The sequence below is a fragment of the Pseudomonas sp. H2_A10 genome (assembly GCF_054680085.1).
The window spans coordinates 617,343-641,600 of sequence record NZ_CP162821.1; the positions used below are offsets into that span (position 1 = coordinate 617,343).

Consider the following 24,258-nt stretch of genomic DNA (forward strand, 5'->3'; position numbering starts at 1 on the left):
CCGTAGTTAAAACAGTAACTTGGAGAATTGTGTACAACTCGTGCTACTGGTCGGATTTCTATTGTCACAATGTCAATACAGCCTCAGGATCGCGCCGTCATCCCCTTGAGGTTTCCCTGAATGAAGTTCTCCTCGATTCTCTTGTTGTCCCTTGGCCTGGTCAGTGGCGCAGCCATGGCCGGTGGCACCACCGAAGCCGGTGTAGGCGGCGCATTGGGCGGGGTTCTAGGTTCTGTGGTCGGCCAGCAGTTGGGCGGCAACACCGGTTCGACGATCGGCGCAGCCATCGGCGGCGCGGGCGGTAGCGCGGTCGGCGCCGACAAACGCAGCCGTGGCGAAGCAGCCATTGGCGGCGCATTGGGCGCAGCCGGCGGCAACGTCGTGGGCCGCAGTGTCGGCGGCAGCACCGGTGCACTGATCGGCTCCGCAGCTGGTGGTGGCGCGGGTGGTGCGCTGGGCAACTATATGGGTAACAAGAGCGATGACGACGACCGCCGTTATCGTGGGCGCGACGACCGTCGCTACTACCGCGATGGCCACCCAGGCCGTGGCCATGCCTATGGGCATCGCAAGAACAAGCATCGTTATCGCGACTGATAAACACGCGGCCTGACGAATCACTGAAAAACTAAATGTGAGAGGGGGCTTGCTCCCGATAGGGGCGGATCAGTCATAGCATCCTTGACTGACCGACCTATATCGGGAGCAAGCCCCCTTCCACATTGTGCTTGCCGCGTTTGGGGGATCGGCTACACCGCCAACCGCTGCAACGCCTCGCGCAACGTCCCCGCTATCGTCACTGGCTGGTTAGTCTGGCGCTCCACAAACACGTGCACAAAACGCCCCGCCGCACAGGCTTGCTCTTCGCCTGCCTTGAATACCGCCAATTCATACTGCACTGAGCTGTTGCCCAACTTGCCCACCCGCAGGCCGATTTCAATGCGCTCGGGAAAGGCGATTGACGCAAAGTAATCGCACGCCGAACTCACCACAAACCCCACCACCTCACCGTCATGAATATCCAGCCCGCCCTGCTCGATCAGGTAGGTATTCACCGCCGTGTCAAAAAAACTGTAATAGGTGACGTTGTTTACATGGCCGTACACGTCGTTGTCGTGCCAACGCGTAATGACCGGCTGGAAGTGAGGGTAATCGGCACGTTGCGGCACGGAGTCAGGCATGGGCACCTCTGGTCAAAGGGAAGTTACAGGTCATTCAAATGGGCCTCGGCCCACTCGCGCACCTCGGCGTAGGGGTAGTCCTCCAGCGCAGCAAAACCCGAAATGCCTCGCGCCTTTAACCGGGTGAACAGCGGCACACTGATACCACTCAGAAAACGCGTCAACCGTTCAGCTCCAGGCAGTTGGCCGGTGTGTGCATGATGCCTGTGGATAAAATCACCGCACAGCCCCATGAAATTTTTATCCACAAGCGGCGGCAGGCTCGGCGGCGCCGGTAGATGCGCGACGTGCCCCCGGCATACCGAGCAATGCCCGCAGCGCTGCGGTGCGTTTTCATCGCCGAAATACCGCGCCAGCCGCTGCCCCAGGCAGTGTTGAGTGGCAAACAGCTCGAGCATGGCGTGAATTCGCGCCACCTCCGTCACCTCGTGCTGCTTGAAGCCTGTGTATAACTCGGCGCTCAACACCTGGGGGTCAAAGTCGGTATTCAGCAGGCTGTAGACCTCGGTCATCTGCTTGCTTTCCAGCTCGATCAGGCCCTGCTCCTGGAAGTAATCCAGCGCCTTCACCACGCGGCTGCGCTCGGCGTTGTGTTGCTGGTACAGCGCATCGAAATCCACCGTCGCCCAGGTTTTCGCACGCTTGCACACTTGGATAATCGCTGCGACAAACTGCTGCCGCTCACCGGAAAATCGTGCCAGCAACGCCTCGGGTTCGATCAGGTACTTGAAGCGATATTCAGCATAAAACGCATAGCGCGGCGCGATCACGCCCTTGAGCTCCAGTTGCACCAGCAGCGTCTTGAGTGGCAGCTCGCGGATATTGCTGTGATCCGACAGCGAGCGCAGCAGGAACTCCCACTGCCCCTCGCCGCGCGCCGCCTGCAAGTCTTCGAGCACGCGCCGGATGCCCTCCTGCTCTGGCGTATCGCCATAGACGAAGTTCTCCAGCACATTGAGGCTGTCGCGGTTGGCCAGCACCAGGCAGTCCGAAGGCTGCCCATCGCGCCCGGCGCGGCCGATTTCCTGGCTGTAGTTCTCAATGGATTTGGGCAGGTCGAAGTGCACCACATTGCGGATGTCACTCTTGTCGATGCCCATGCCAAACGCGATGGTGGCAACGATGCAATTGCAGCGCCCGCCCATGAAGCGCTGCTGGATACTCTCTCGTTTGTCGTGGAGCAAACCTGCGTGATAGGCCTCGGCCTGGATACCGTTGCGGTTCAGGTGCTCGGCGATCTGCTCGGCGGTTTTTTGCAGGGTGACGTAGACAATGCTCGGCTGGTTGGCCCGCTCACTCATCCATTGCACCAAGCGTCGGCGTTTGTCCGCACCGCTGACCGGCTCGACCAATAGATTCAGGTTCGGCCGATAGAACCCTGTGGTTACCACATCGTGCGGCGCGATGGCGAACTTGGCCTGCATATCGGCGATCACCTTGGGCGTGGCTGTAGCCGTCAGCAGCAGCGCTTGTGGGATCTTGAACTGACGTTGGTAGTCCGGCAGTTTCAGGTAGTCCGGACGGAAGTTGTGGCCCCATTCGGAAATACAGTGCGCCTCATCCACCACCAACAATGAAATCCGCACGCTTTGCAGGAAGTTACGAAAGCGCTCGTTTTTCAGGCGCTCCACTGAAATCATCAGGATTTTCAACTCGCCCGAACGTGCACGCGCCATGACGTCGTTGGCCTGCCCGCGGCTCTGGGCCGAATCGATACTGCCCGCCGAGATACCGTGGCGCTGCAAAAAACCCAACTGGTCCTGCATCAGTGCCAACAGCGGCGACACCACCAACGTCAGGTGCGGCAGCAGGACCGCCGATAGCTGGTAACAAAGGGACTTGCCTGAGCCGGTAGGAAATATCGCGGCCGCCGAACGACCGGCCAGCACGGCGCTGACCGTTTCTTGCTGGCCCAAACGAAACTGTGGATAACCAAAGACCTGCTGGAGGGTGTCGTGCATAGGCTGTCACTCCATTGACCGGTGAACGTGGCTTGAAAACGTAGCCCAGTCAGCTCAGCGGATCGAGAAAGGTCGCATGGAAAAAAGAGACAGGATGATACACAGGATGTAGCTAGGAACACCGCAAACCAAATGTGGGAGGGGGCTTACCCCCTCCCACACTTTCAGAACTGCGCCATGGCTGAATCAGCGGTTCCGCACCCGCTCAATCGCCGTGTCATACACCGGATTGGCCTTCTGCTCTTTGGCCAATTGGTAATGACGCAACGCATCCGCAAACTGCCCCGCCGCTTCGTAGATGCGCGCGATGTTGTAGTAAGCGCCGGCACGTACGGTGGTCGCATTGGCACCCGTCGCCAGGGCGATGGCCTTGCGGTTGGCCCAGATCGACTCAGCGGTGTTACCGGCCTTCTGATAGGCCAGGCCGAGGTTGCCGTAGGCCTTGCCAAAACCATTGTCCAGATCGATAGCCTGACGGAACAGGTCAATCGCCTGGTCCAGGTTACCCGCTTGGTAGGCCGCTTCACCCTGCACATTCAGACGCTTCGCATCAGCTTGTGCGGACGAGCTGACAGCTACTGCGGTGACCGCAACGCTGTCATCCAGCAATGGTTTTACTTCGTTCAGTACGTCCTTGGCATCGACCTTCACACCGCTGAACGTGTTGATGTCCTGGAAGTCGCCGCTGCCGGTCATGCGAAACACTGTCCACAGGTTACCGCTGCGGTTTTTCGGTACGTAGTAGGTGCGCACCAGCGATTGGCCCATGTACACGAACACCTTGGCTTCGCTGTTGGACAACTGGCGCGAGCCTGGATTGCCGCCGTTGCTGTAGTCATGCACGGCGTAAACGTAGCTTTCGCCGTAGTGTTTTTTCTGCAGGGTGATGGTTTCCGGGCCGTAGCTGTCGGTGTCATCTACGTCCAGCTCAGCGTCGGTGCCGGTCTTGTTCTCGAAGTAAATGTTGTTGCCGGGGAAGATCATATGGGAGTCGAGATCGTCCGGGGTCTGGCCCCAAGTCAGCACCACGCGCAGGCCGTCGAGGTTTTCCATCACCGGGCTGATGGCGTAAGTCATGCCTTTGCACGGGCACTTCACCACCAGGTTGGAATAGCCGGGCTTCTTGATGATCAGCAGGTTGCTGGCATCGTCGGCGGCTTCGCTGGTCAAGGTCACTTGGCCCTGAGCGTTGGTGCGGCCCACCACGTTCTGCGCGCCGTTGCGTTGCAGCAACACTTCGGCATCGGCGATTTTCTGATCCTTGACCACCGCGCTGAGCACTTCAATCGGCAACTGCTCGGCCTGAACGGAAAAAGCTACCGCGCACAATGACATCGCCGAAGCGACACGAAGCAAACTCATGCTTAACTCCCTTTAATAACGGGCGGAATCGCCCTACAAGATTTTGCGGTGAAACATACGCTGAATTCAGCCTGCTGGCGGAGTTTTTATACAAAATGTGACGCGGTTTTTATCCCGCCTGCCCGCTGACGCATTGCGCTACAATCAGGCCTTGCTAACCAGGAGGACGCTGCAATGAGCGAACTGACGTTTGAGCAAAAACAGGATCACTACCATAAGATCCGCCGCTCCAATTATCTGGCCAGCCTGCGCCTGGAAGGGTTCGAGACCCAACCGACGGACGTCGACAAACCGCTGCCGACCCGCGAAGCCGTGCTTGCCAAGTACCGCAACACTCCACGCTGATGCTCGACAAATACGGGGTGGGCCAGGACCCGTACTGCTACCCCGGGAGCAGCGTCCTGCGTAACCGCCTGGATTTGCTCGACGAACACCGCCTGCACCAGGCCGAGCGGGAATTATCCGAAATCGCCGTAGGCAGCCTCCCGCTCTTCCCGCCGCCCTACGACCTCGCCCGCCTGCAAAGCATCCACCGCACGCTGTTCAGCGACATCTATGACTGGGCCGGTGAACTGCGCAGCGTCAACATCCAGAAAGGCGACACACTGTTCTGCACCCCGGAACGCATCCCACCGGAAGCGGCGAAGATCATTCGTCATATGGAAGAAGCGAACTGGTTTGTCGGCGCAAACCAGGCTGAACTGGTGAGGAAAATTGCCGAGGCGTACGGCGACCTTAATGTTATCCACCCCTTTCGCGAAGGCAACGGCCGGGCGCAGCGGATCCTGTTCGAACAGATCATCGTGAACGCGGGGTTTTCAGTGAACTGGTGGCTGGTCAAACATGCAGCGTGGATCCCCGCGAACATTGATGCGGTTGCCTGCGACTATCGCGGGCTGGAGGCCATTTTCGAGCGGTGTATCAGCAGGCCGGCCAACTAAGAAAAAAGTTGGATTTTCGGGGCGCTACACCACCATCGCGGCATAGGTATCTACACAGTTTTTAAACGTTGGAAAATCCTCCCTGTAGTGAGCGGGCAAGCCGGACGCCCATCGTTTGAGCCGTTTCAGCTGTCAAATCGCTGCCAAGCCGAAAATGCCAGAAACCACTGTAGGAAACAGCCAAACACCGTGCAATCCCATTCCTAAACTGCAAAAAACACCTGCTTGCCCCCCTACAGAACGCCCCGCCTTCTGACCGAAACTAGCGCTCTCTCAATTTTTTCGGCAAAAAAAGTGAACATCGAAAGGACTCAGCACATCGGCCATTACGGCGTCACGTTCACTGTGATTCGCCTTACCGTTTTACCTGCCAACCGACAGGCACTGGCAAACCTTTGTTTATTGGAGGCCGGTCCTTCAGCAAACGAGGTTCGCTACGGCCTAATGTGCCTCTACGAAAAGAGGCTTGCCCGTGATTTGCCTTGCAAGATGACCGTCGCAATCTCCAAGCCGCTGACCCGGCGCCAGGCCGATTTGCTTAATGAACGTGGAACCATCGTGGCAGGGTTGATCGCCAGTGCTGTTTCAGCGCCCATCAGCCTGGCATCACCCTTTTTGGGAGCCGCCGCAGGTGGAGCAGTTGGCCTGAAAGTGAAAGATGTCATTCGCAGCTATCACGTCGCAGACGTCATCATCGGCATAGACGCACAAGTAAACGGCGGCATCGGTCCTCAACGATCGTTGTCAGCCATGGTCCGAAAGTTCCAGGGAGGATAATACGGTGACCGAATACTCTCCCTGGATAACTCTTATCATCGTTGTAGTACTTGCCACTGTATTGGATAGGAAACTGAAGCACCCCGTAATCAGAAAATGGACTGGGTTAGCCCTTATGCTTACAGGACCCACACTTTTATTCAGCGCCACGTCCTGGATAACACAGTTACCATTCTTCAGTTTCCCGATCATTGCCTTCATCACAGGTGTCGATCTCTTGTTCACCCAAAACAAACACAAAAGATCACACAACCATCCCCTTCACCCACTCCTGCGTGCCCCAACCATGAACCTGGCCCCCAACTTCCCCGAAGACCCGGCGATTCAACAGTTGCTGCAACTGCTGCACGAAGAAATCGGCCTGCCGAAACACAAGACCCTCCGCCTGCAAACCGCGATCAACTTCGACCTGGGTTGCGACGGCAGTGAGGCCAAACAACTCATGGAAGCACTGGAACAGGATTTTGGCGTCGACCTAGGCGACTACGACGCCTATCGTTACTTCAACCCACCGATGTTCGACGTGTTCATGAAGCGCCGCGCCAAGGGCCGTGGCGAAAAAGTGCCGCTGACCATCGGCATGCTGTACCTGGCGATCAAGACCCATAGCTGGGACACACAGACGCTGGAAAACCTGAGTTGAGCGAACACCGGGTCCAGGCACACCGCCACTCAAAATTCGATTCGTGTTTTTCAACGAGCGATTGTCGGCCGTACACGTGCTGGGGGGCGTGTGGATGCTGGTTGGGGCGATCGTTCTGCGCATCGCTTATCAACCCCTCACGCATAAAAAAGCCGCCCACAAGAGGCGGCTATTTCACAACGGCGCAGTCTTACAACTTAGGACCCGCAGCCTTGATCGCGTCGCTCACTTCAAACTTCTTGAAGTTCTCGATGAACAGACCGGCCAACGCCTTCGCCGCTTCATCGTAAGCCGCCTTGTCAGCCCAGGTGTTACGTGGGTTCAACAGGCCGGTTTCAACGCCCGGTACGGCCAAAGGCACGTCGAGGTTGATGGTGTCGAGGTGTTCGGTCTCGGCACCGATCAACGCGCCGCTCTGGATCGCTGCGATCACGCCGCGCGTGGTCGGGATGTTGAAGCGTTTGCCGACACCGTAGCCGCCGCCGGTCCAGCCGGTGTTGACCAGGTACACCTTGGAGCCGAAGCCGCGGATGCGCTTGATCAACAGCTCAGCGTATTCGCCGGCCGGGCGTGGGAAGAATGGCGCGCCGAAGCAGGTGGAGAAGGTCGACTTGATGCCGCTGCCCGAGCCCATTTCGGTCGAGCCCACCAATGCGGTGTAGCCGGACAGGAAGTGGTAGGCCGCTTGTTCTTCGCTGAGGATCGACACGGGCGGCAGTACGCCGGTCAGGTCGCAGGTCAGGAAGATCACTGCGTTTGGCTCGCCGCCCAGGTTCTTCTCGGAACGCTTGGCAACGTGCTCCAGCGGGTAGGCGGCACGGCTGTTCTGGGTCAGGCTCACGTCGGCATAGTCGGCGTGCTTGGCGTCGTCGATCACGACGTTTTCCAAGACTGCGCCGTGCTTGATGGCTTTCCAGATGACCGGCTCGTTCTTCTCGGACAGGTCGATGCACTTGGCATAGCAACCGCCTTCGATGTTGAACACCACGCCCTCGCCCCAACCGTGTTCGTCGTCACCGATCAGGTAACGGCTTTCGTCGGCCGACAGAGTGGTCTTGCCGGTACCCGACAGACCGAAGAACAGGGTCACGTCGCCCGCTTCGCCAATGTTGGCGGCGCAGTGCATCGGCAGCACGTCGGCGGCCGGCAGCAGGAAGTTCTGCGCCGAGAACATGGCTTTTTTCATTTCACCGGCGTAACGCATGCCGGCGATCAGCACTTTTTTCTGGGCGAAATTGAGGATCACGCAACCGTCGGAGTTGGTGCCGTCACGCTCAGGCACGCACTCGAAATTGGCCACGTTGAGCACTTGCCATTCGTCGCGACCGGCCGGGTTGTATTGGGCCGGGTTGATGAACAGGCAACGACCGAACAGGTTCTGCCAGGCCGTCTGGGTGGTCATTTTAACGGCCAGGTAGTGGTCTTCGGCAGCCCCTACGTGAACGTGGGAAACGAAGTGCTCTTGCGCGTTGTTGAAGGCTTCTACGCGGTTCCACAGGGCATCGAACTTGTCGGCTGGGAACTTGCGGTTGATCGGGCCCCAGGCGATGGCGTCCTGGGTGGAAGGCTCTTCAACGATGAAACGGTCAACCGGTGAACGACCGGTGCGGTGACCGGTTTCCACTACCAGCGCACCAGTATCGGCAAGCACGCCTTCACCGCGCTGCAGGGCTTCTTTGACCAGATCGTCAACACTCAGATCGGTGTATACGGCGTTATTGGCTTGCGTCATGAGGTTCCCCGTCGGCCTATGGCCGAGTGCTCCAAACGTTTTGTAGTAGAAAGTTGCGCACTACTACCGCGAAAAAAGTGGGCCGGATTATGCCAGAAAAGCCCAAAAAGAGTAGGGCCCTCCCGTCAGAACACCTCTAATCCGGCATTTGTCAGGTGATTTACCTGTGCTTAAACGTTTTAGTGGCGGGTGTCGGAAGGCGTGTCGATGCCCGCGCCAGCGAACAATTGAGCGACATCCGCCGCATCGAACAGGTAGCGCTCGTTGCAGAACTGGCAGTCGATCTCGATATGGCCACCGTGTTCCACAACCAATTGCTGCGCATCTTCCAGGCCCAGGCTGACCAAGGCATTGGCCGAACGCTCGCGCGAACAGCTGCAATTGAAGCGCAGGCCCTGTGCGTCGAACAGGCGTACGGCCTCTTCGTGGTACAGGCGATGCAGGATGGTTTCGTTGTCCAGGCCCAGCAGTTCTTCGGCCTTCAGGGTGTCGGCCAGGGCAATGATATGCCGCCAGCTTTCAGCACGGTCATCGTCGTCCTTGATGCGGTCAGCCGGTAATTGCTGCAACAGCAGGCCGCGGGCGCGCTTGCCGTCGGCATTGAGCCAGAACTTGGTGCCGACTTGCTGGGACATGACGAAATAATTGGTGAAGCAGTCCGACAGGGTCTCGCCGTCGAGGTCGACGATGCCCTGGTAACGCTGGCCTTCCGTAGGGTCGACCGTAATGGCCAATACGCCATTGGCCATCAGATCGGACAGGGTAGCGTCAGGCGCGATCTGGTCGGCGTGGTAACGGGCCAGGCCACGGATTTCACGCTCGCTGGAGCACTCGATCATCAGCATGGGCACCGGCCCTTCAGACCGCGCCTGCAGGATCAGCAGACCGTCGAATTTCATGGTGCCAACCAGCAGCGCAGCGGCCGCCATCAACTCACCGAGCAGTTGCGCGACCGGCTCCGGATAGGGGTGCTTGGCAAGGACTTCTGCGTAGCTGCGCTCCAGGGAGACCAGTTCGCCGCGGGCGTCGTTCTCGTCGAAAATGAAGCGTTGAGTGAAGTCGGTATCCGGTAGATCAGTCATAGGTCTGGGTATCTGAATTGATGACAAATTGATTACAACGTTTATAAAATTAAACGCTTTAGCACCGTTTTGGTGCGGTTTTCTCCTGGAAACAGAGAACTTAATAGAGCGAAGAGGGACAGTTTATGAACAATCCGGGTTTGTTCCAAGCCAAGTGGAACCTCCGGCGATGGGCTCTTTGCAATCTACTCGCTATCGGGCTGCTGTGTTTTTGGCTGTGGCCCACGGGGCAAATGCTGTGTTTGATTTTCGACGAGTGGCTGTTTCATCTGCTCAACGACCCGCTGGCGACCCATACAACATGGCTGCATGTGTGGGCTGTAGCCAGTTTGAGACCGTTTGATGCGGTGGTCGGGGTGATTCTGCTGACCCTGCTGATTCGCGGCGACTGGGTATTCAAGGCCGCGCAGGTGCGCCAGGCGCTGTTAGGTTTTGTCGGCATTTTGTTGCTGTTGCTGTTTATCCGCATGCTGTTTTCCAAGCTGGCGGCGCAAATGGGCTGGCAACACAGCAGCCCTTCGATGGTGGTCGGCGGGGCCATTCAGATGAGCGACTTTTTCCCCGGCCTGGAGAAGACCTGGGAGCTGAAGGACCGTTCGAGCCAGAGCTTTCCGGGGGATCATGCGTCGGTGCTGTTGATCTGGGGGATGTTCATGACCGTGTTTGCCCAGCGTATCGGGCAGTTACTGGTGATTTGGGGGTTGGCGGTGTTGTTCATGATGCCGCGCCTGGTGGCAGGCGCGCATTGGGGCCAGGACGATTACATCGGCGGCGTGTTGCTGGCCCTGTTGGCGCTGGGTTGGGGTTATTACACACCGTTTGCAGCGAAGGTGTCGGAGGGGTTGCTAAAGGTGACGACGCCGATTTTTGAGTCACTCGGCAAGTTGCCGGTGATCGGGCAATTAAGCGTCATACGCCCCGGTGCTTAATACTGCAGGCTAAATGTGGGAAGGGGCTTGCTCTCTCCCACATTTGACTGGGACAGGCACAATCAATCTTCATTGCCGCTGCCGCGAAACTTGAACAGATCGCGGCGTTGCTTCTTGCTCGGCTTGCCATCGGTGGTCAGGCCTGAAGCTCCCGCCTTGCGCATCGCCGCCGCATTTTCGCGCTTGGCGATGCTGGCTTCGGTCTCGGCGTACAACGCCTGCGCTTCAGGGGCGCCACGGCGCACAATGGAAAGCGCCTGCACGACGATCGTTTTTTCATCAAAACCGGTGCGAATCTGGAACTCATCGCCAATGCGCGGCTCCTTGCCCGGCTTGCAGCGCTCGCCACGGTGATGCACTTTGCCGCTCTCGATGGCGGCTTTTGCCAGGGCACGGGTCTTATAGAAGCGCGCCGCCCACAGCCACTTATCCAGCCGAACCTTTTCTTCCTCTTCCTGCTTCTGAGCCACTTGAATTCCTCGCTCTGAAAAATGTCGCAACTTTACCGTTGAAACCCTTCGACGCATAAACCCCAAGGCTCACCTAAGATACGCCAGATAGCATTCTGTTTTCGCGAGGATACGCCGTGACCGACTTTCCGCTTTCACTCACCTCGCCAAACCAGCCGTGCGTGGGTTGCCGGCAAAGCGAGCCCCTGGGGTTCGACTTTGCTTTCGCCTACCAACCCATCGTAGACCTTCGCGACCAGTCGATCTTTGCCAATGAGGCCTTGGTGCGCGGCATTCAGGGTGAAGGCGCCTTGACGGTGCTGGCGCGCGTCAATCAGAGCAATCGCTACCGCTTCGACCAACGCTGTCGCACGCAAGCCATTGCTGGTGCGGCCGCCTTGGGGATGCAGACCCACCTGTCCATCAATTTCATGCCCAATGCCGTATATCGCCCGGAGCTGTGTATCCGTAGCACGCTGGAGGCGGCACGTGCGCACAACTTTCCAGTGGACCGGCTGATTTTCGAAACACTGGAAAGCGAGCACGTAGATAACTATCGCCATTTGACGAATATTCTGCGTGAATACCGCGAATTCGGTTTCAAGACCGCCATCGACGATTTCGGCGCGGGCTATTCGGGGCTGAATCTGCTGGCCGATTTCCAACCTGACTTGATCAAACTCGATATGGCGCTGATCCGCGATGTCGACAAGGACCGTGTCCGTCAGGTGATCGTCCGGGGGATTGTCACAATCTGTGAGCAGTTGGGGGTTACTGTCATCGCCGAAGGCATTGAAAGTGCTGGCGAGCGAGACTTTCTGTCCGACTGTGGAATATTTCTGATGCAGGGTTACTGGTTCGCCAAGCCTGCATTCAATGCACTGGCCGAGGTCTCACCTCAGGCCTGGGCGAACTGATCGGTTATCCATATTGAAGACATTTGACCATTTGACCGTTGTAGGTCTGCGTGAATGGGTGGCACTTCCCGATTTGGGAGTGGCTGGCCTGCGCGCGAAGATCGACACCGGTGCCAGCACCTCGAGCCTGCACGCCACCGATATCGAGCCCTTCGAGCGCGACGGAGAAAAATGGGTACGCTTTACGGCGCACCTGGGCAGTGTGGTGCAACTGCGTCACCGTCGCTGTGAAGCGCCGCTGGTGACGATGAAAACCATCAAGAGCTCCAACGGTCATGCGCAGGTGCGCTATGTGATCAGCACCACCCTGGCGCTGGGCGATCGGGTATGGCGGGTGGAATTCACCCTGACCTGCCGCAAGGCTATGCGTTACCGCCTGTTGCTGGGTTCCAAGGCGCTGATTGACGGCCACTTGGTGGTCAATCCCGGCGTCAAGTACGTTCAAGACAAGCCGGTGTTCCCGGTCTCTACTATTTCTGCCCCAGGTGCTGCATGAAGATTGCTGTGCTGTCGCGAAACCCGCGTCTGTATTCCACCCGCCGCCTGGTCGAGGCCGGCACCGAACGTGGCCACGAAATGGTGGTGATCGACACGTTGCGTGCCTATATGAACATTGCCAGCCACAAGCCGCAGATCCACTACCGGGGCAAGCCGCTGGAAGGCTTCGATGCAGTGATCCCGCGCATCGGCGCGTCGGTGACGTTCTATGGCTGCGCCGTGTTGCGCCAGTTTGAAATGATGGGGGTGTATCCCCTGAACGAATCGGTGGCTATTGCGCGCTCGCGAGACAAGTTGCGCTCGCTGCAACTGTTGTCGCGCCGTGGCATTGGCCTGCCGGTCACCGGCTTCGCCCACTCCCCCGACGACATCCCGGACTTGATCGAAATGGTCAACGGCGCACCGCTGGTGATAAAGGTGCTGGAAGGCACTCAGGGCATCGGCGTCGTGCTGTGTGAAACCGCGACAGCGGCCGAGTCGGTGATCGAGGCGTTCATGGGCCTCAAGCAGAACATCATGGTGCAGGAATACATCAAGGAAGCCGGTGGGGCGGATATCCGCTGCTTTGTGGTAGGCGACAAGGTAATTGCGGCGATGAAGCGCCAGGCCAAGCCGGGCGAGTTCCGCTCCAACCTTCACCGTGGCGGCAGTGCCAGCCTGATCAAGATCACCCCGGAAGAACGCATGACCGCACTGCGGGCAGCCAAGGTAATGGGGTTGGCGGTAGCGGGTGTGGATATCTTGCGCTCCAACCATGGGCCATTGGTGATGGAGGTCAACTCGTCGCCGGGCCTGGAAGGGATCGAGACCACCACCGGCAAGGATGTGGCGGGAATCATCATTCAGCATCTGGAGAAAAACGGTGGCCCAAATATGACCCGGACCAAGGGCAAGGGTTAACCCCCGCCCGCTGACACAACAGAGCACCACGCGTGATAAGGGGCTTGCCCCCGATTGCAGTGGGTCAGCTACAAATAAGCTGGCTGATCCACCGCTATCGGGGGCAAGCCCCCTCCCATATTTTGGCTAGACCGCGTCTCTTGGCAGCATCAGCCCAAGCGGCAAACGCACCCGTGCTTCAAGGCCGCCACCTTCGCGATTACGCAATTCCACGTTGCCGCCATGCATCGAAGCAATCCGCCGCACAATCGCCAGCCCCAACCCCGTGCCCTTGCCACCCCGGGCACGGTCGCCACGGGTGAAGGGGTTGAAGATGCCTTCCAGCTCCGCCGGGTCGATCCCCGTGCCACGGTCCATCACACTCAACACCACATAGGGCGCAGCGCTGTCACCCGACACGTACGCAGCCACTTCCACGTCGGAACCGGCATGGTGCAGAGCATTGCCGATCAGGTTGTTCAGCAGACGTTTCATCGACACACGCCGCAATGCAAACGGCTGGATAGGTTCCAGACGCATGCTCACCTGTTCGCCGTTCTGGTTGTAGGGCGCAACGACCTCACGCACCAGATCCGTCAGGTCGACCTCCTCCACCACCTCATCACGGCCATCACGGATAAACGCCAGGAACTGGTCGAGGATCGCGTCCATGTCTTCGATGTCGCGGACCATGTCATCGGTAAGGTCGGTGTGGTTACCCATCAACTCCAGGGACAACCGCAGGCGCGTCAGCGGCGTGCGCAGGTCGTGGGATACTCCCGCCAACATCAGTTCACGTTCGCGTCCGGCCTGTTCGACGTCTTCGGCCATCTGGTTGAACGCCCCGTACACCTCGGTCATCTCGCTGGGCGTATCGCTGACCGGCAAACGCACGCTGCGCCCTTGACCCAGTTGGCGGGCGGCAAATACCAGGCGCTTGAGCGGCTGGTTGAGCTGCCGCACGAAAATCCACGCGGATGCGGTTGAAAGCAATCCAATAGCCAGGAACCAGCCCAGCACATTCCAGATCTTCTGCCCCCGCAGCGGGTGCGGGTACAGCGGCACTTTCAGCCAGTCTTCCCCCAGGCTCGGCGCGCGCACCCATAAGGCGGGAGACACATGCATGCGTAGCCGCACCTCGGTGTCTTCACCCAGTTCGGCCTGCATCTGGCGTTGGTAGATCTCGCTGTAGGGCCAGTGCTGCTCACCCTCCGGCACGCCCGCGCCGGCCACGCGCACCAGGGTGGCGGCCTTGGCGATCTTCTCGCGGTTCTCGGGGTCGGCGGCCCAGTAGGCACGCAGCGTCAAGGCGACACCATGGCTGTACTGCCGATCCACCAGCACGTCCTCGTTCATCAACAGATAAACCAGCGTAAGTGCCTTGGAAAACAGAACGACAATAAGCACCAGCCAAAGGGTGCGCGAGAAGAAACTTTGTGGGAACCACAGCGGGGTTTTCATAGATGACAGCTGGACACCTTGCAGGAACGAGCGGCGCTCGCAGAATTGCAGACGCCGAGCACGCCGTTGACCTTCATGGGATCAAACGCCAGGATGCTCGCCGCTGCAAATCATCGATCACTTGGTTGCGGTGCCATCCGGCACAAACACATAACCCACGCCCCATACCGTCTGGATATAACGTGGCTTGGACGGGTCTGGCTCGATCATCCGGCGCAGACGGGAGATCTGCACGTCGATGGAGCGTTCCAGAGCGTCCCATTCCCGGTCACGGGCAAGGTTCATCAGCTTGTCGCGAGTCAGCGGCTGGCGTGCGTTCATCACCAAGGCCTTGAGCACTGCGAATTCGCCGGTGGTGAGCATGTGCACTTCGTCGCCACGCTTGAGTTCGCGCGTTGCCAGCGACAACTCGTAATCGCCAAAGGTAACGCTTTCGTCTTCGCTGCCGGGCGCGCCAGGAACCGGCGGGGCCTGACGACGCAGTACGGCTTTGACCCGGGCCATCAGTTCATCCGGGTTGAATGGCTTGGCCAGGTAGTCATCAGCGCCCAGTTCAAGGCCCTTGATGCGGCTCAGCTCATCGCCCTTGGCGGTGAGCATGATGATTGGAATCTGATTGTTCGCGCCGCGCAGGCGCTTGCAGGCAGTCAGGCCGTCTTCGCCGGGCAGCATCAGGTCGAGTACGACCAGGTTGAACACTTCGCGCCCCAGTAGGCGGTCCATCTGCTCGGTGTTCGGCACCGCGCGGGCACGGTAGCCCTTGGAGTTGAAAAAACGCTCCAGCAGGCTGCTCAGCCCCGGATCGTCATCAACGATGAGAATTTTTTCGCCTTCAGCAGTTTGTGCAGTGCTGCTCATTGGATGCTCCTCTTATCTCGGCGCGCATTATGGCCTAGCTGCCGTTATACGCACCGTGTGCATTGTTAGCAGATTTTTCCTCCACTGCCAGTGAACCCGCGCCCTACAACCGCCGGCGCGGTACCCCCCAAGGGCAGAACGCTGGTTATAATGCGGCGCCTTCGTGCAGGGGCACTGTCAGACTTTACTGTTTACGGCTTCATCCGTTTTTTCAGCGCAGGGCAGCAATTTCCCGATTTCGAGGGTCAATAGGCTGCCTCTTGACCCAGGTAGCGGCGCCAGTCGGGCCGCTCAACCAGCTGCGCAAGGCCTTGTTTCCCGGGCCTGCGAGCTGCTTTTCAGAATTTCAGGTGGTTTTATGGACAGCATCAACAGCCGCATCGCCGAGGAACTCGGTGTACGCCCACAACAGGTCGAAGCGGCCGTCGCTCTACTGGATGAGGGCTCCACGGTGCCCTTTATCGCCCGTTACCGAAAAGAAGTGACCGGCAGCCTCGACGACATCCAACTGCGTCACCTGGAAGAGCGCCTGCGCTACCTGCGAGAACTCGACGAACGGCGCATCAGCATCCTCGCCAGCATCGAGGAACAAGGCAAGCTGACCCCGCAACTCGAGCGTGACATCAAGCTTGCCGACACCAAGACCCGTCTCGAAGACCTCTACCTGCCGTACAAACAAAAGCGCCGCACCAAGGGCCAGATCGCCCTCGAAGCCGGCCTGGGCGAGCTGGCCGACGGGCTGTTCAACGATCCGTCGCTGGCCCCGGAAGCCGAAGCCGCGCGCTTTATCGATGCCGAAAAAGGCGTCGCCGACGTCAAGGCCGCCCTCGAAGGCGCCAAGTACATCCTCATGGAGCGCTTCGCCGAAGACGCCAACCTCCTGGAAAAACTGCGCACTTACCTCAAGCAGGAAGCCATCCTCAGCGCTCGCGTCATCGCCGGCAAAGAGGAAGAAGGCGCCAAGTTCCGCGATTATTTCGAGCATGACGAACCGCTCAAAAGCATGCCGTCTCACCGTGCACTGGCAATTTTCCGCGGCCGCAACGAAGGCATTCTCAGCTGCGCGCTGAAAGTCGGCGACGAGTTGCCGGGCACCATGCACCCGTGCGAAGGCATGATCGGTCAACAATTCGGCATCCAGAATCAGAACCGTCCTGCGGATAAGTGGCTCGGTGAAGTCGTGCGCTGGACCTGGAAAGTCAAGCTCTACACCCACCTGGAAACCGACCTGCTCGGCGAGCTGCGCGACGGCGCCGAAACCGAGGCGATCAACGTGTTCGCCCACAATCTTCACGACCTGCTGCTGGCCGCACCGGCCGGCCCGCGCGCCACCCTGGGCCTCGATCCAGGCCTGCGCACCGGCTGCAAGGTCGCGGTGGTCGATGCCACCGGCAAGCTGCTGGACCACGCCACCGTGTACCCGCACGTGCCACACAACAAGTGGGACCAGACACTCGCCATCCTGGCCGCCCTGTGCGCCAAGCATTCGGTAGACCTGATCGCTATCGGCAACGGCACCGCCAGCCGCGAAACCGACAAGCTGGCCGCCGAGCTGATCAAAAAATACCCAGCCATGAAGATGACCAAAGTCATGGTCTCCGAGGCGGGCGCTTCGGTGTACTCGGCGTCGGAACTGGCGTCCAGGGAATTCCCGGACCTCGACGTGTCGATCCGTGGCGCGGTGTCCATCGCCCGTCGCCTGCAGGACCCGCTGGCCGAACTGGTGAAGATCGACCCTAAATCCATCGGTGTCGGCCAGTACCAGCATGACGTCTCGCAATTGAAACTGGCGCGAGGCCTGGATGCCGTAGTGGAAGACTGCGTAAACGCCGTGGGCGTGGACGTAAACACCGCTTCCGTGGCACTGCTGGCGCGCATCTCCGGCCTCAACGCCACGCTGGCGCAGAATATCGTCACCCACCGTGACGAAAACGGCGCCTTCAAAACCCGCGCCGCGCTGAAAAAAGTTGCACGCCTGGGTGAAAAAACCTTCGAACAAGCCGCCGGTTTCCTACGTGTGATGAACGGCGACAACCCGTTGGATTCGTCGGCCGTTCACCCGGAAGCCTACCCGCTGGTGCAACGCATCGCCGCCGAAACCGACCGAGACATCCGCTCGCTGATCGGCGACGCTGCGTTCCTCAAGCGCCTGGACCCGAAAAAGTACACCGACGAAACCTTCGGCGTACCGACCATCACCGACATTCTGCAAGAGCTGGAAAAGCCTGGCCGCGACCCGCGCCCAGAGTTCAAGACCGCAGAGTTCCAGGACGGCGTCGAAGACCTCAAGGACCTGCAACCGGGCATGATCCTTGAAGGCGTGGTGACCAACGTGACCAACTTCGGTGCCTTCGTGGATATCGGCGTGCATCAGGACGGTTTGGTGCACATCTCCGCGCTTTCGGAGAAGTTCATCAAAGACCCGCGTGAGGCGGTAAAGGCCGGCGACGTGGTCAAGGTCAAGGTCATGGAAGTTGATATCCCGCGCAAACGCGTCGGCCTGTCGATGCGCATGAGCGACACGCCCGGCGAAAAAATCGACGGTGCCCGTGGTGCGCGCCCTGGCTCCGCGCCACGCCCATCGCAGAACAACGCCCCCCGCAAGGAAACCGCGACTGCGGCGCCGAGCAACAACGCCATGGCCTCGCTGTTCGCCAACGCCAAGCAGTTGAAGAAGCGCTGATGCAAATCCCCGCCGGTTTGACCCAGAGCGCCTTCAGCGAACTGATCGGCTGCCGCCTGCAACGCCTGGAAGAAGGCGTTGCCGAGGTGGCCCTGACCCTGCAGCCGCACCTGCGTAACCGCGCGGGCAAGCTGCATGGCGGGGCGATTTTCAGCCTGGTGGACATCACCATGGGCCTGGCATGTTCCAGTTCCCATGGCTTCGACCAGCAGAGCGCGACCATCGAATGCAAGATCAACTACATTCGCGCCGTGGAAGACGGTGACGTGCTGTGCACCAGCCGGGTGATTCACGCCGGTAGACGCACCCTGGTGGTCGAAGCGGACGTGTATCAGGACGAAAGACTTGTCGCAAAAGCGCAGGGCACGTTCGCTGTCCTATAGCTCCTCACCCTTGATTTGAGTTAATTTCGGCGCTGCGATAACAGCGCCGGAATTTTCCCGCTGCGCTGTAGCCCAATTCGTAGAATGAAGTAGGCTTTATTTATAGCGGGTCAAATCGACTCAAAACCAGGCGATCACGCCAGTTTTAACTTCACCCTTGTAGACCGTCCTGCCCACCCCCATATTGGGGCGACTGACGCGTGAAGGAATCCAACTTGAGCGAACTTCTCAACCGCCGCCTGGCCCTGCTCGGCAAGCGCGAACACCTCTCCCTGCTAGAGCAATGCCTGCACGGCATCGAGCGTGAATGCCTGCGCGTTACCGGTGAGGGTCGCCTGGCACAAACGCCGCACCCCGAAGCCCTGGGCGCCGCGTTGACCAACGAATTGATCACCACCGACTACTCGGAATCGCTGCTGGAGTTCATCACCCCGGCCCTGCCCAACCCGGCCGATACCCTGAGCAGCCTGGACAAGATCCACCGCTTCGCCTACACCAAGCTCGGCAGCGAATACCTGTGGAGCCCCTCGATGCCGTGCCCCTTGCCGGCCGAGGAAGATATTCCGATTGCCTACTACGGCACCTCCAATATCGGCCAGCTCAAGTACGTGTATCGCAAGGGCCTGGCCCTGCGTTACGGCAAGACCATGCAGTGCATCGCCGGCATCCACTACAACTTTTCCCTGCCGGAACAGCTGTGGCCGTTGCTCAAGGAGACTGAAGGTTTTGTCGGCACCGACCGCGATTACCAGTCCACGGCCTACATCGCGCTGATCCGCAACTTCCGCCGCTACAGCTGGCTGCTGATGTACCTGTTCGGTGCCTCGCCGGCCTTGGACGCGGGCTTCCTGCGCGGTCGCTCGCACCAGTTGGAAGTGCTCGACGCCGACACCCTGTACCTGCCGTATGCCACGAGCCTGCGCATGAGCGACCTGGGTTACCAGAGCAACGCCCAAGCCGGCCTGACGCCGTGCTACAACGACTTGGCGAGCTACACCGATAGCCTGCGCGAAGCGGTAGCAACACCGTACGCGCCGTACGTTGAAGTCGGCACGCACAAGGACGGTGAGTGGGTGCAGCTCAACACCAACATCCTGCAGATCGAAAACGAGTACTACTCCAACATCCGCCCCAAGCGCGTGACCTACACCGGCGAGCGCCCGATCCAGGCGCTGATGGCCCGTGGCATCCAGTACATCGAAGTACGCTGCCTGGACATCAACCCGTTCCTGCCGATGGGCATCGACCTGCCGGAGTCGCGCTTCCTCGATGCGTTCCTGCTGTATTGCGCGCTGAACGACAGCCCACTGTTCGCCAACAACGAGTGCGGCAACGCCACCTCCAACTTCCTCAGCGTGGTCAAGGAAGGTCGGCGTCCGGGCCTGCAATTGCAGCGTGACGGCCAGCCAGTGGACATGAAAGAGTGGGCGGCCGAGCTGTTGGAGAAGATCGCCCCGCTGGCCGCTCTGCTCGATCAGAGCCATGGCATCACTGAACACAGCGAGGCGCTGGACGCTCAACTGGCGAAGGTTCAGGACCCGTCCCTGACGCCGTCGGCCAAGGTGCTGGCGGCGATGGCCGAACGCAAAGAAAGTTTCGCGCAGTTCTCGCTGCATCAGAGCCAGCTGCACGCCGAGTATTTCCGCAAGGAACCGCTCGCGCCCGAAGAGCAGGCACGTTTTGAAGAGCTGGCCCGCACGTCGCTGGCGCAGCAGGCAGAGCTGGAGCAAAACGAAGTGGGCGATTTCGATGTGTTCGTCGGTTCGTACCAGGCAAGCATCCTCGCCATCAGCAACTAAGGACCTACGCGGTTCCCGGTGGGAGGGGGCTTGCTCCCGATGGCGGCGGGTCAGTTGATGCCTATACCGACTGACACCCTGCTATCGGGAGCAAGCCCCCTCCCACAGTTGCCCTTCACTTGCAGGAAGATTGCTTCAACCTTTCGCCCATAAGCTAATTCGAAAAAGTTATTTATTTTCGGATTCTTAGATCATTTAGTCTCCTCACATGCCGACCCTCGGCCGCCTGATTGAGGAGCTTACCCTTGAAACTGCTGACCCCTCTGCGCCTTCTGGCCGCATTGTCCCTGGCCGGTGCCAGCCTGTTTGCCCAGGCGGCGGATGTGACCATCGCCTACCAGACCACCGTAGACCCCGCCAAGGTCGCCCAGGCCGATGGCGCCTATGAAAAAGCCACCCACGCCAAAATAGACTGGCGCAAATTCGACAACGGTGCCGACATCATTGCCGCCATCGCCTCGGGCGACGTACAGATCGGCTATCTCGGCTCCAGCCCGCTGACCGCCGCGATCACCCGCAAAGTGCCGGTGCAGACCTTTCTGGTCGCCACCCAGATCGGCGGTGCCGAGGCCTTGGTAGCGCGCGACGGTTCCGGCATCAACAGCCCACAGGACCTGATCGGCAAAAAGGTCGCCGTGCCGTTCGTATCCACCGGCCACTACAGCCTGCTGGCCGCGTTGAAGCACTGGAACATCGACCCGTCGAAAGTCACGATTCTCAACCTCGCGCCTCCGGCGATCATCGCCGCCTGGAAGCGCGGTGATATCGACGCCACCTATGTGTGGGACCCAGCCCTGGGCGTGGCCAAGGAAAACGGCAAAGTGTTGATCACCTCCGGCGAACTGGCCAAGTTCGGCGCACCGACGTTCGACGCGTGGATCGTGCGCAAGGATTTCGCCGAGAAGCACCCGGAAATCGTCACTGCCTTCGCCAAAGTCACGCTGGACGCCTACGCCCAATACCGCAAAGACCCACAAGCCTGGCTCGCCGACAAAAGCAACGTCGACAAACTGGTAAAGCTCTCCGGTGCCAAGGCCAGCGACATTCCGTTGCTGCTGCAAGGCAACGTCTACCCGCTGACCGCGGACCAAGTGACCTTGCTCGGCGCACCGACCACCAAGGCCGTGACCGATACCGCCGCATTCCTCAAGGAACAAGGCAAAGTCGACGCCGTGCTGCCGGACTACGCCCCTTACATCAACGCCAAGTTCATCACCAACTGATTCAAGGAGTTCGTCGCGATGGCCTTGCTACAACTGGAGCGCATCAGCGCACAGTACCCAGGCGCCCCGGAACCGGTACTGGCAGATATTTCACTTGAGCTTGGGCCCCAGCAATTGCTGGTCGCCCTGGGCCCTTCCGGCAGTGGCAAGACCTCGCTGTTGAACCTGATTGCCGGTTTTGTCGAACCCTGCGCCGGGCGCATCACCCTTGATGGCGTACCGGTCAAAGGCCCGAGCGCCGAACGTGGCGTGGTGTTCCAGGACGACGCGTTGCTGCCCTGGCAGGACGTGCTGGCCAACGTCGGTTTCGGCCTGGAGTTGGCCGGTGTAGCCAAGGCGCAGCGTGAAGCGCGTGCGCGAGAAATGCTCGCCCTGGTGGACCTGGCCGGCTTCGACAACCGCCGTATCTGGCAGCTTTCCGGTGGCCAGAAACAACGTGTCGGCCTGGCCCGCGCCTTGGCGGCCGACCCGCGCGTGCTGCTGATGGACGAACCCTTCGGCGCCCTCGATGCGTTCACCCGCGAACAGATGCAGGAGCTGCTGCTGCAAGTCTGGCGGCGCACGGCCAAGCCGGTGTTCCTGATTACCCATGACATCGAAGAGGCGGTGTTTCTGGCCACCGATCTGATCCTGCTGGCGCCCAACCCCGGTCAGGTCGTCGAGCGCCTGCAACTGGACTTCGGCCAACGCTACGCGGCCGGCGAATCGGCACGGGCGATCAAGTCCGACCCGCGTTTTATCGAAACCCGCGAGCACGTGCTGGGCAGAGTATTTTCGCAACGGCAGGTATCCGCATGAGCAGCTATGAACTCCCCGCCACTGTCGCCAAGCCGCCGGCGCACATGGCGATCGCGGTGCGTCGCAACCTGAGTACCCGCTGGGTCAGCGTGCTGACCCTGGCGGCATTGCTGACGCTTTGGTGGGCCGTCACCGCCACTGGTTTGATCGAACCGCTGTTCCTGCCACCACCGTCTGCGGTGCTGCAAAAAGGCTGGCTGCTGGCGACCACCGGTTATATGGACGCCACCTTGTGGCAGCACCTGGGCGCAAGCCTCAACCGTATCGGCCTGGGTTTGGGCTTTGCAGTGCTCACCGCCGTTCCGGTGGGGATCGCCATCGGTTCCAATCGCATTGCGCGCGGCATTCTTGATCCGTTGATCGAGTTCTACCGGCCGATACCGCCCCTGGCTTACTTGCCGTTGATCGTGATCTGGTGCGGCATCGGCGAGCTGTCCAAGGTGCTGCTGATTTACCTGGCGATCTTTGCACCAATCGCCATCGCGACCGCGACGGGCGTGCGCACTGTCGACCCGGCCAAACTGCGCGCGGCGCAATCGCTGGGCGCGAGCCGTGCCCAGTTGATTCGCCACGTGATCCTGCCCAGCGCCCTGCCCGACATCCTCACCGGTGTGCGCATCGGCCTGGGCGTGGGCTGGTCGACCTTGGTGGCTGCCGAGCTGATCGCCGCCACCAGCGGCCTGGGTTTCATGGTGCAGTCGGCGGCGCAGTTCCTGGTCACCGACGTGGTGGTGCTGGGGATCCTGGTCATCGCCCTGATTGCCTTCGCGATGGAAATGAGCCTGCGCGCCCTGCAGCGCAAACTGGTGCCCTGGCATGGCCAGGCACATTGAGTGGTGAACCTATGACCGGCCTGACCGTTACCCCATTGAGCATCGCCCTGGGCGCCCAGATCAGCGGCGTCGATATCACCCAGCCGCTGAGTGCCGAACATCGCGACGCCATCGAACACGCGTTGCTCAGCCACTCGGTGCTGTTCTTTCGCGACCAAGCCATCACGCCGCAGCAACAGGCGCGATTCGCCGCGCATTTCGGCGACCTGCACATTCACCCGATCTACCCCAACGTGGCGGAACAGCCCGAAGTGCTGGTCCTCGACACGGCCGTCACTGACGTGCGCGACAATGCCGTGTGGCATACCGATGTGACCTTCCTGCCGACCCCGGCGCTCGGCGCGGTGCTCAGTGCCAAGCTGCTGCCAGCGTTTGGCGGCGACAGCTTGTGGGCCAGTGGGTTTGCGGCCTATGCGGCGTTGTCCGAGCCGCTCAAGGCGCTGCTCAACGGCCTCACCGCTACCCACGACTTCACCAAGTCCTTTCCGCTGGAGCGCTTCGGCAACACGGCCGAAGACGTGGTGCGCTGGGAAGAAACCCGCCGCAAAAACCCACCGTTGTCGCACCCAGTAGTGCGCACGCATCCGGTCAGCGGGCGCAAGTCGCTGTTTATCAACGAGGGCTTCACCACCAGGATCAACGAACTGGAACCGGCCGAGAGCGAGGCGATTCTCAAGCTGCTGTTCGCCCACGCGACGCGGCCGGAGTTCACCATCCGTTGGCGCTGGCAGGAGAATGACGTGGCGTTCTGGGATAACCGCGCGACCCAGCATTACGCGGTGGATGACTACCGGCCGCAGCGGCGGGTGATGCATCGGGCGACGATATTGGGCGACGCACCGTTCTAGTCGTCACGCCGAAAATCAACG

24 protein-coding genes are annotated in these 24,258 nt (G+C 59.9%); 16 read left to right on the plus strand and 8 right to left on the minus strand.

What is annotated here, in order from left to right:
• Nucleotides 1–120 precede the first annotated feature (120 nt).
• Nucleotides 121–597 (plus strand): glycine zipper domain-containing protein, encoded by a 477-nt coding sequence (locus AB4O23_RS02740; protein WP_017526036.1) that lies wholly within the window; start codon nt 121–123, stop codon nt 595–597.
• A 152-nt stretch (nt 598–749) separates the two neighbouring features.
• Here AB4O23_RS02740 and AB4O23_RS02745 read toward each other — a convergent pair whose 3' ends face one another.
• The 3 genes from AB4O23_RS02745 to AB4O23_RS02755 all read right to left on the minus strand — a co-directional run bounded on the left by AB4O23_RS02745 (nt 750) and on the right by AB4O23_RS02755 (nt 4,504).
• The gene (locus AB4O23_RS02745) at nt 750–1,181 is read right to left on the minus strand and encodes an acyl-CoA thioesterase (protein ID WP_460062089.1); all 432 of its coding nucleotides are present in this window, start codon (nt 1,179–1,181) and stop codon (nt 750–752) included.
• A 23-nt stretch (nt 1,182–1,204) separates the two neighbouring features.
• The gene (locus AB4O23_RS02750) at nt 1,205–3,142 is read right to left on the minus strand and encodes a RecQ family ATP-dependent DNA helicase (RefSeq protein WP_460089450.1); all 1,938 of its coding nucleotides are present in this window, start codon (nt 3,140–3,142) and stop codon (nt 1,205–1,207) included.
• A gap of 186 nt (nt 3,143–3,328) precedes the next feature.
• Nucleotides 3,329–4,504, minus strand: a complete 1,176-nt coding sequence (locus tag AB4O23_RS02755; protein ID WP_017526039.1) for a tetratricopeptide repeat protein — start codon at nt 4,502–4,504, stop codon at nt 3,329–3,331.
• A 174-nt stretch (nt 4,505–4,678) separates the two neighbouring features.
• Between AB4O23_RS02755 and AB4O23_RS02760 the strand changes: the two genes are divergently transcribed.
• From AB4O23_RS02760 to AB4O23_RS02775, 4 genes are all read left to right on the plus strand, one after another.
• Nucleotides 4,679–4,849, plus strand: coding sequence for a YhfG family protein (locus AB4O23_RS02760; RefSeq protein WP_017526040.1), 171 nt, complete (start codon nt 4,679–4,681; stop codon nt 4,847–4,849).
• Nucleotides 4,849–5,445 carry a putative adenosine monophosphate-protein transferase Fic gene (locus AB4O23_RS02765; protein ID WP_116079689.1) on the plus strand — a complete coding sequence of 199 codons (597 nt, stop codon included), beginning with the start codon at nt 4,849–4,851 and terminating at the stop codon, nt 5,443–5,445. Before AB4O23_RS02760 ends, AB4O23_RS02765 begins: the two co-directional genes overlap by 1 nt.
• A gap of 294 nt (nt 5,446–5,739) precedes the next feature.
• On the plus strand, nt 5,740–6,222 hold the full coding sequence (locus AB4O23_RS02770; protein ID WP_065876633.1) for a hypothetical protein: 483 nt from the start codon (nt 5,740–5,742) through the stop codon (nt 6,220–6,222).
• Nucleotides 6,223–6,508: 286 nt separating this feature from the next.
• A complete protein-coding gene (locus AB4O23_RS02775; RefSeq protein WP_065876632.1) occupies nt 6,509–6,865 on the plus strand; it encodes a DUF1493 family protein in 357 nt (118 codons plus the stop codon).
• Between the two features lie 190 nt (nt 6,866–7,055).
• On the opposite strand, the gene AB4O23_RS02780 is transcribed toward AB4O23_RS02775, so the two are convergent.
• Both AB4O23_RS02780 and hslO read right to left on the minus strand, forming a co-directional pair.
• Nucleotides 7,056–8,597, minus strand: coding sequence for a phosphoenolpyruvate carboxykinase (locus AB4O23_RS02780; RefSeq protein WP_460062101.1), 1,542 nt, complete (start codon nt 8,595–8,597; stop codon nt 7,056–7,058).
• 179 nt (nt 8,598–8,776) lie between these two features.
• A complete protein-coding gene (gene hslO, locus AB4O23_RS02785; RefSeq protein WP_017526046.1) occupies nt 8,777–9,679 on the minus strand; it encodes an Hsp33 family molecular chaperone HslO in 903 nt (300 codons plus the stop codon).
• Between the two features lie 125 nt (nt 9,680–9,804).
• Here hslO and AB4O23_RS02790 point away from each other — a divergent pair, with 125 nt between their 5' ends.
• Entirely contained in the window at nt 9,805–10,608 is an 804-nt protein-coding gene (locus AB4O23_RS02790) for a phosphatase PAP2 family protein (RefSeq protein ID WP_065876631.1), read from the plus strand.
• A 62-nt stretch (nt 10,609–10,670) separates the two neighbouring features.
• Here AB4O23_RS02790 and AB4O23_RS02795 read toward each other — a convergent pair whose 3' ends face one another.
• Complete coding sequence (locus AB4O23_RS02795; RefSeq protein ID WP_017526048.1) at nt 10,671–11,078, minus strand: RNA-binding S4 domain-containing protein; 408 nt, start codon at nt 11,076–11,078, stop codon at nt 10,671–10,673.
• Nucleotides 11,079–11,194: 116 nt separating this feature from the next.
• Here AB4O23_RS02795 and rimA point away from each other — a divergent pair, with 116 nt between their 5' ends.
• The 3 genes from rimA to rimK are packed head-to-tail and all read left to right on the plus strand — an operon-like array spanning nt 11,195 to nt 13,372.
• Complete coding sequence (gene rimA, locus AB4O23_RS02800) at nt 11,195–11,974, plus strand: S6 modification regulatory phosphodiesterase RimA (RefSeq protein ID WP_223496873.1); 780 nt, start codon at nt 11,195–11,197, stop codon at nt 11,972–11,974.
• Nucleotides 11,975–11,987: 13 nt separating this feature from the next.
• A complete protein-coding gene (gene rimB / locus AB4O23_RS02805) occupies nt 11,988–12,470 on the plus strand; it encodes a retropepsin-like aspartic endopeptidase RimB (RefSeq protein ID WP_460070159.1) in 483 nt (160 codons plus the stop codon).
• The gene (rimK, locus tag AB4O23_RS02810) at nt 12,467–13,372 is read left to right on the plus strand and encodes a 30S ribosomal protein S6--L-glutamate ligase (protein WP_017526051.1); all 906 of its coding nucleotides are present in this window, start codon (nt 12,467–12,469) and stop codon (nt 13,370–13,372) included. Before rimB ends, rimK begins: the two co-directional genes overlap by 4 nt.
• A gap of 126 nt (nt 13,373–13,498) precedes the next feature.
• Here rimK and AB4O23_RS02815 read toward each other — a convergent pair whose 3' ends face one another.
• Together AB4O23_RS02815 and ompR are read right to left on the minus strand one after the other, a co-directional pair.
• Nucleotides 13,499–14,812, minus strand: coding sequence for an ATP-binding protein (locus AB4O23_RS02815; protein WP_017526052.1), 1,314 nt, complete (start codon nt 14,810–14,812; stop codon nt 13,499–13,501).
• Between the two features lie 117 nt (nt 14,813–14,929).
• A complete protein-coding gene (gene ompR / locus AB4O23_RS02820; protein ID WP_460070157.1) occupies nt 14,930–15,670 on the minus strand; it encodes an osmolarity response regulator transcription factor OmpR in 741 nt (246 codons plus the stop codon).
• A 358-nt stretch (nt 15,671–16,028) separates the two neighbouring features.
• On the opposite strand from ompR, the gene AB4O23_RS02825 reads away from it, so the two are divergent.
• From AB4O23_RS02825 to tauD, 7 genes are all read left to right on the plus strand, one after another.
• Nucleotides 16,029–18,353, plus strand: coding sequence for a Tex family protein (locus AB4O23_RS02825; RefSeq protein WP_017526053.1), 2,325 nt, complete (start codon nt 16,029–16,031; stop codon nt 18,351–18,353).
• Entirely contained in the window at nt 18,353–18,736 is a 384-nt protein-coding gene (locus tag AB4O23_RS02830; RefSeq protein WP_017526054.1) for a PaaI family thioesterase, read from the plus strand. The genes AB4O23_RS02825 and AB4O23_RS02830 overlap by 1 nt, the downstream gene beginning before the upstream one ends.
• Before the next feature lie 215 nt (nt 18,737–18,951).
• Entirely contained in the window at nt 18,952–20,535 is a 1,584-nt protein-coding gene (gene gshA / locus AB4O23_RS02835) for a glutamate--cysteine ligase (protein WP_017526055.1), read from the plus strand.
• Nucleotides 20,536–20,780: 245 nt separating this feature from the next.
• A complete protein-coding gene (gene tauA, locus AB4O23_RS02840; RefSeq protein ID WP_460070155.1) occupies nt 20,781–21,758 on the plus strand; it encodes a taurine ABC transporter substrate-binding protein in 978 nt (325 codons plus the stop codon).
• Between the two features lie 18 nt (nt 21,759–21,776).
• Nucleotides 21,777–22,556 carry a taurine ABC transporter ATP-binding subunit gene (gene tauB / locus AB4O23_RS02845; protein ID WP_017526057.1) on the plus strand — a complete coding sequence of 260 codons (780 nt, stop codon included), beginning with the start codon at nt 21,777–21,779 and terminating at the stop codon, nt 22,554–22,556.
• Nucleotides 22,553–23,389: a taurine ABC transporter permease TauC gene (gene tauC / locus AB4O23_RS02850; protein WP_017526058.1), complete on the plus strand. Its 837-nt coding sequence runs from the start codon at nt 22,553–22,555 to the stop codon at nt 23,387–23,389. Before tauB ends, tauC begins: the two co-directional genes overlap by 4 nt.
• A gap of 11 nt (nt 23,390–23,400) precedes the next feature.
• Nucleotides 23,401–24,237 (plus strand): taurine dioxygenase, encoded by an 837-nt coding sequence (tauD, locus tag AB4O23_RS02855; protein ID WP_460062112.1) that lies wholly within the window; start codon nt 23,401–23,403, stop codon nt 24,235–24,237.
• The last annotated feature ends 21 nt before the right edge of the window (nt 24,238–24,258 follow it).

Coding starts and splice junctions, on each gene's coding strand:
- AB4O23_RS02740 (WP_017526036.1), top strand. CDS start 121: ATGAAGTTCTCCTCGATTCTCTTGTTGTCCCTTGGCCTGGTCAGTGGC.
- AB4O23_RS02745 (WP_460062089.1), bottom strand. CDS start 1,181: ATGCCTGACTCCGTGCCGCAACGTGCCGATTACCCTCACTTCCAGCCG.
- AB4O23_RS02750 (WP_460089450.1), bottom strand. CDS start 3,142: ATGCACGACACCCTCCAGCAGGTCTTTGGTTATCCACAGTTTCGTTTG.
- AB4O23_RS02755 (WP_017526039.1), bottom strand. CDS start 4,504: ATGAGTTTGCTTCGTGTCGCTTCGGCGATGTCATTGTGCGCGGTAGCT.
- AB4O23_RS02760 (WP_017526040.1), top strand. CDS start 4,679: ATGAGCGAACTGACGTTTGAGCAAAAACAGGATCACTACCATAAGATC.
- AB4O23_RS02765 (WP_116079689.1), top strand. CDS start 4,849: ATGCTCGACAAATACGGGGTGGGCCAGGACCCGTACTGCTACCCCGGG.
- AB4O23_RS02775 (WP_065876632.1), top strand. CDS start 6,509: ATGAACCTGGCCCCCAACTTCCCCGAAGACCCGGCGATTCAACAGTTG.
- AB4O23_RS02780 (WP_460062101.1), bottom strand. CDS start 8,597: ATGACGCAAGCCAATAACGCCGTATACACCGATCTGAGTGTTGACGAT.
- hslO (WP_017526046.1), bottom strand. CDS start 9,679: ATGACTGATCTACCGGATACCGACTTCACTCAACGCTTCATTTTCGAC.
- AB4O23_RS02790 (WP_065876631.1), top strand. CDS start 9,805: ATGAACAATCCGGGTTTGTTCCAAGCCAAGTGGAACCTCCGGCGATGG.
- rimK (WP_017526051.1), top strand. CDS start 12,467: ATGAAGATTGCTGTGCTGTCGCGAAACCCGCGTCTGTATTCCACCCGC.
- AB4O23_RS02815 (WP_017526052.1), bottom strand. CDS start 14,812: ATGAAAACCCCGCTGTGGTTCCCACAAAGTTTCTTCTCGCGCACCCTT.
- ompR (WP_460070157.1), bottom strand. CDS start 15,670: ATGAGCAGCACTGCACAAACTGCTGAAGGCGAAAAAATTCTCATCGTT.
- AB4O23_RS02825 (WP_017526053.1), top strand. CDS start 16,029: ATGGACAGCATCAACAGCCGCATCGCCGAGGAACTCGGTGTACGCCCA.
- AB4O23_RS02830 (WP_017526054.1), top strand. CDS start 18,353: ATGCAAATCCCCGCCGGTTTGACCCAGAGCGCCTTCAGCGAACTGATC.
- tauB (WP_017526057.1), top strand. CDS start 21,777: ATGGCCTTGCTACAACTGGAGCGCATCAGCGCACAGTACCCAGGCGCC.
- tauC (WP_017526058.1), top strand. CDS start 22,553: ATGAGCAGCTATGAACTCCCCGCCACTGTCGCCAAGCCGCCGGCGCAC.
- tauD (WP_460062112.1), top strand. CDS start 23,401: ATGACCGGCCTGACCGTTACCCCATTGAGCATCGCCCTGGGCGCCCAG.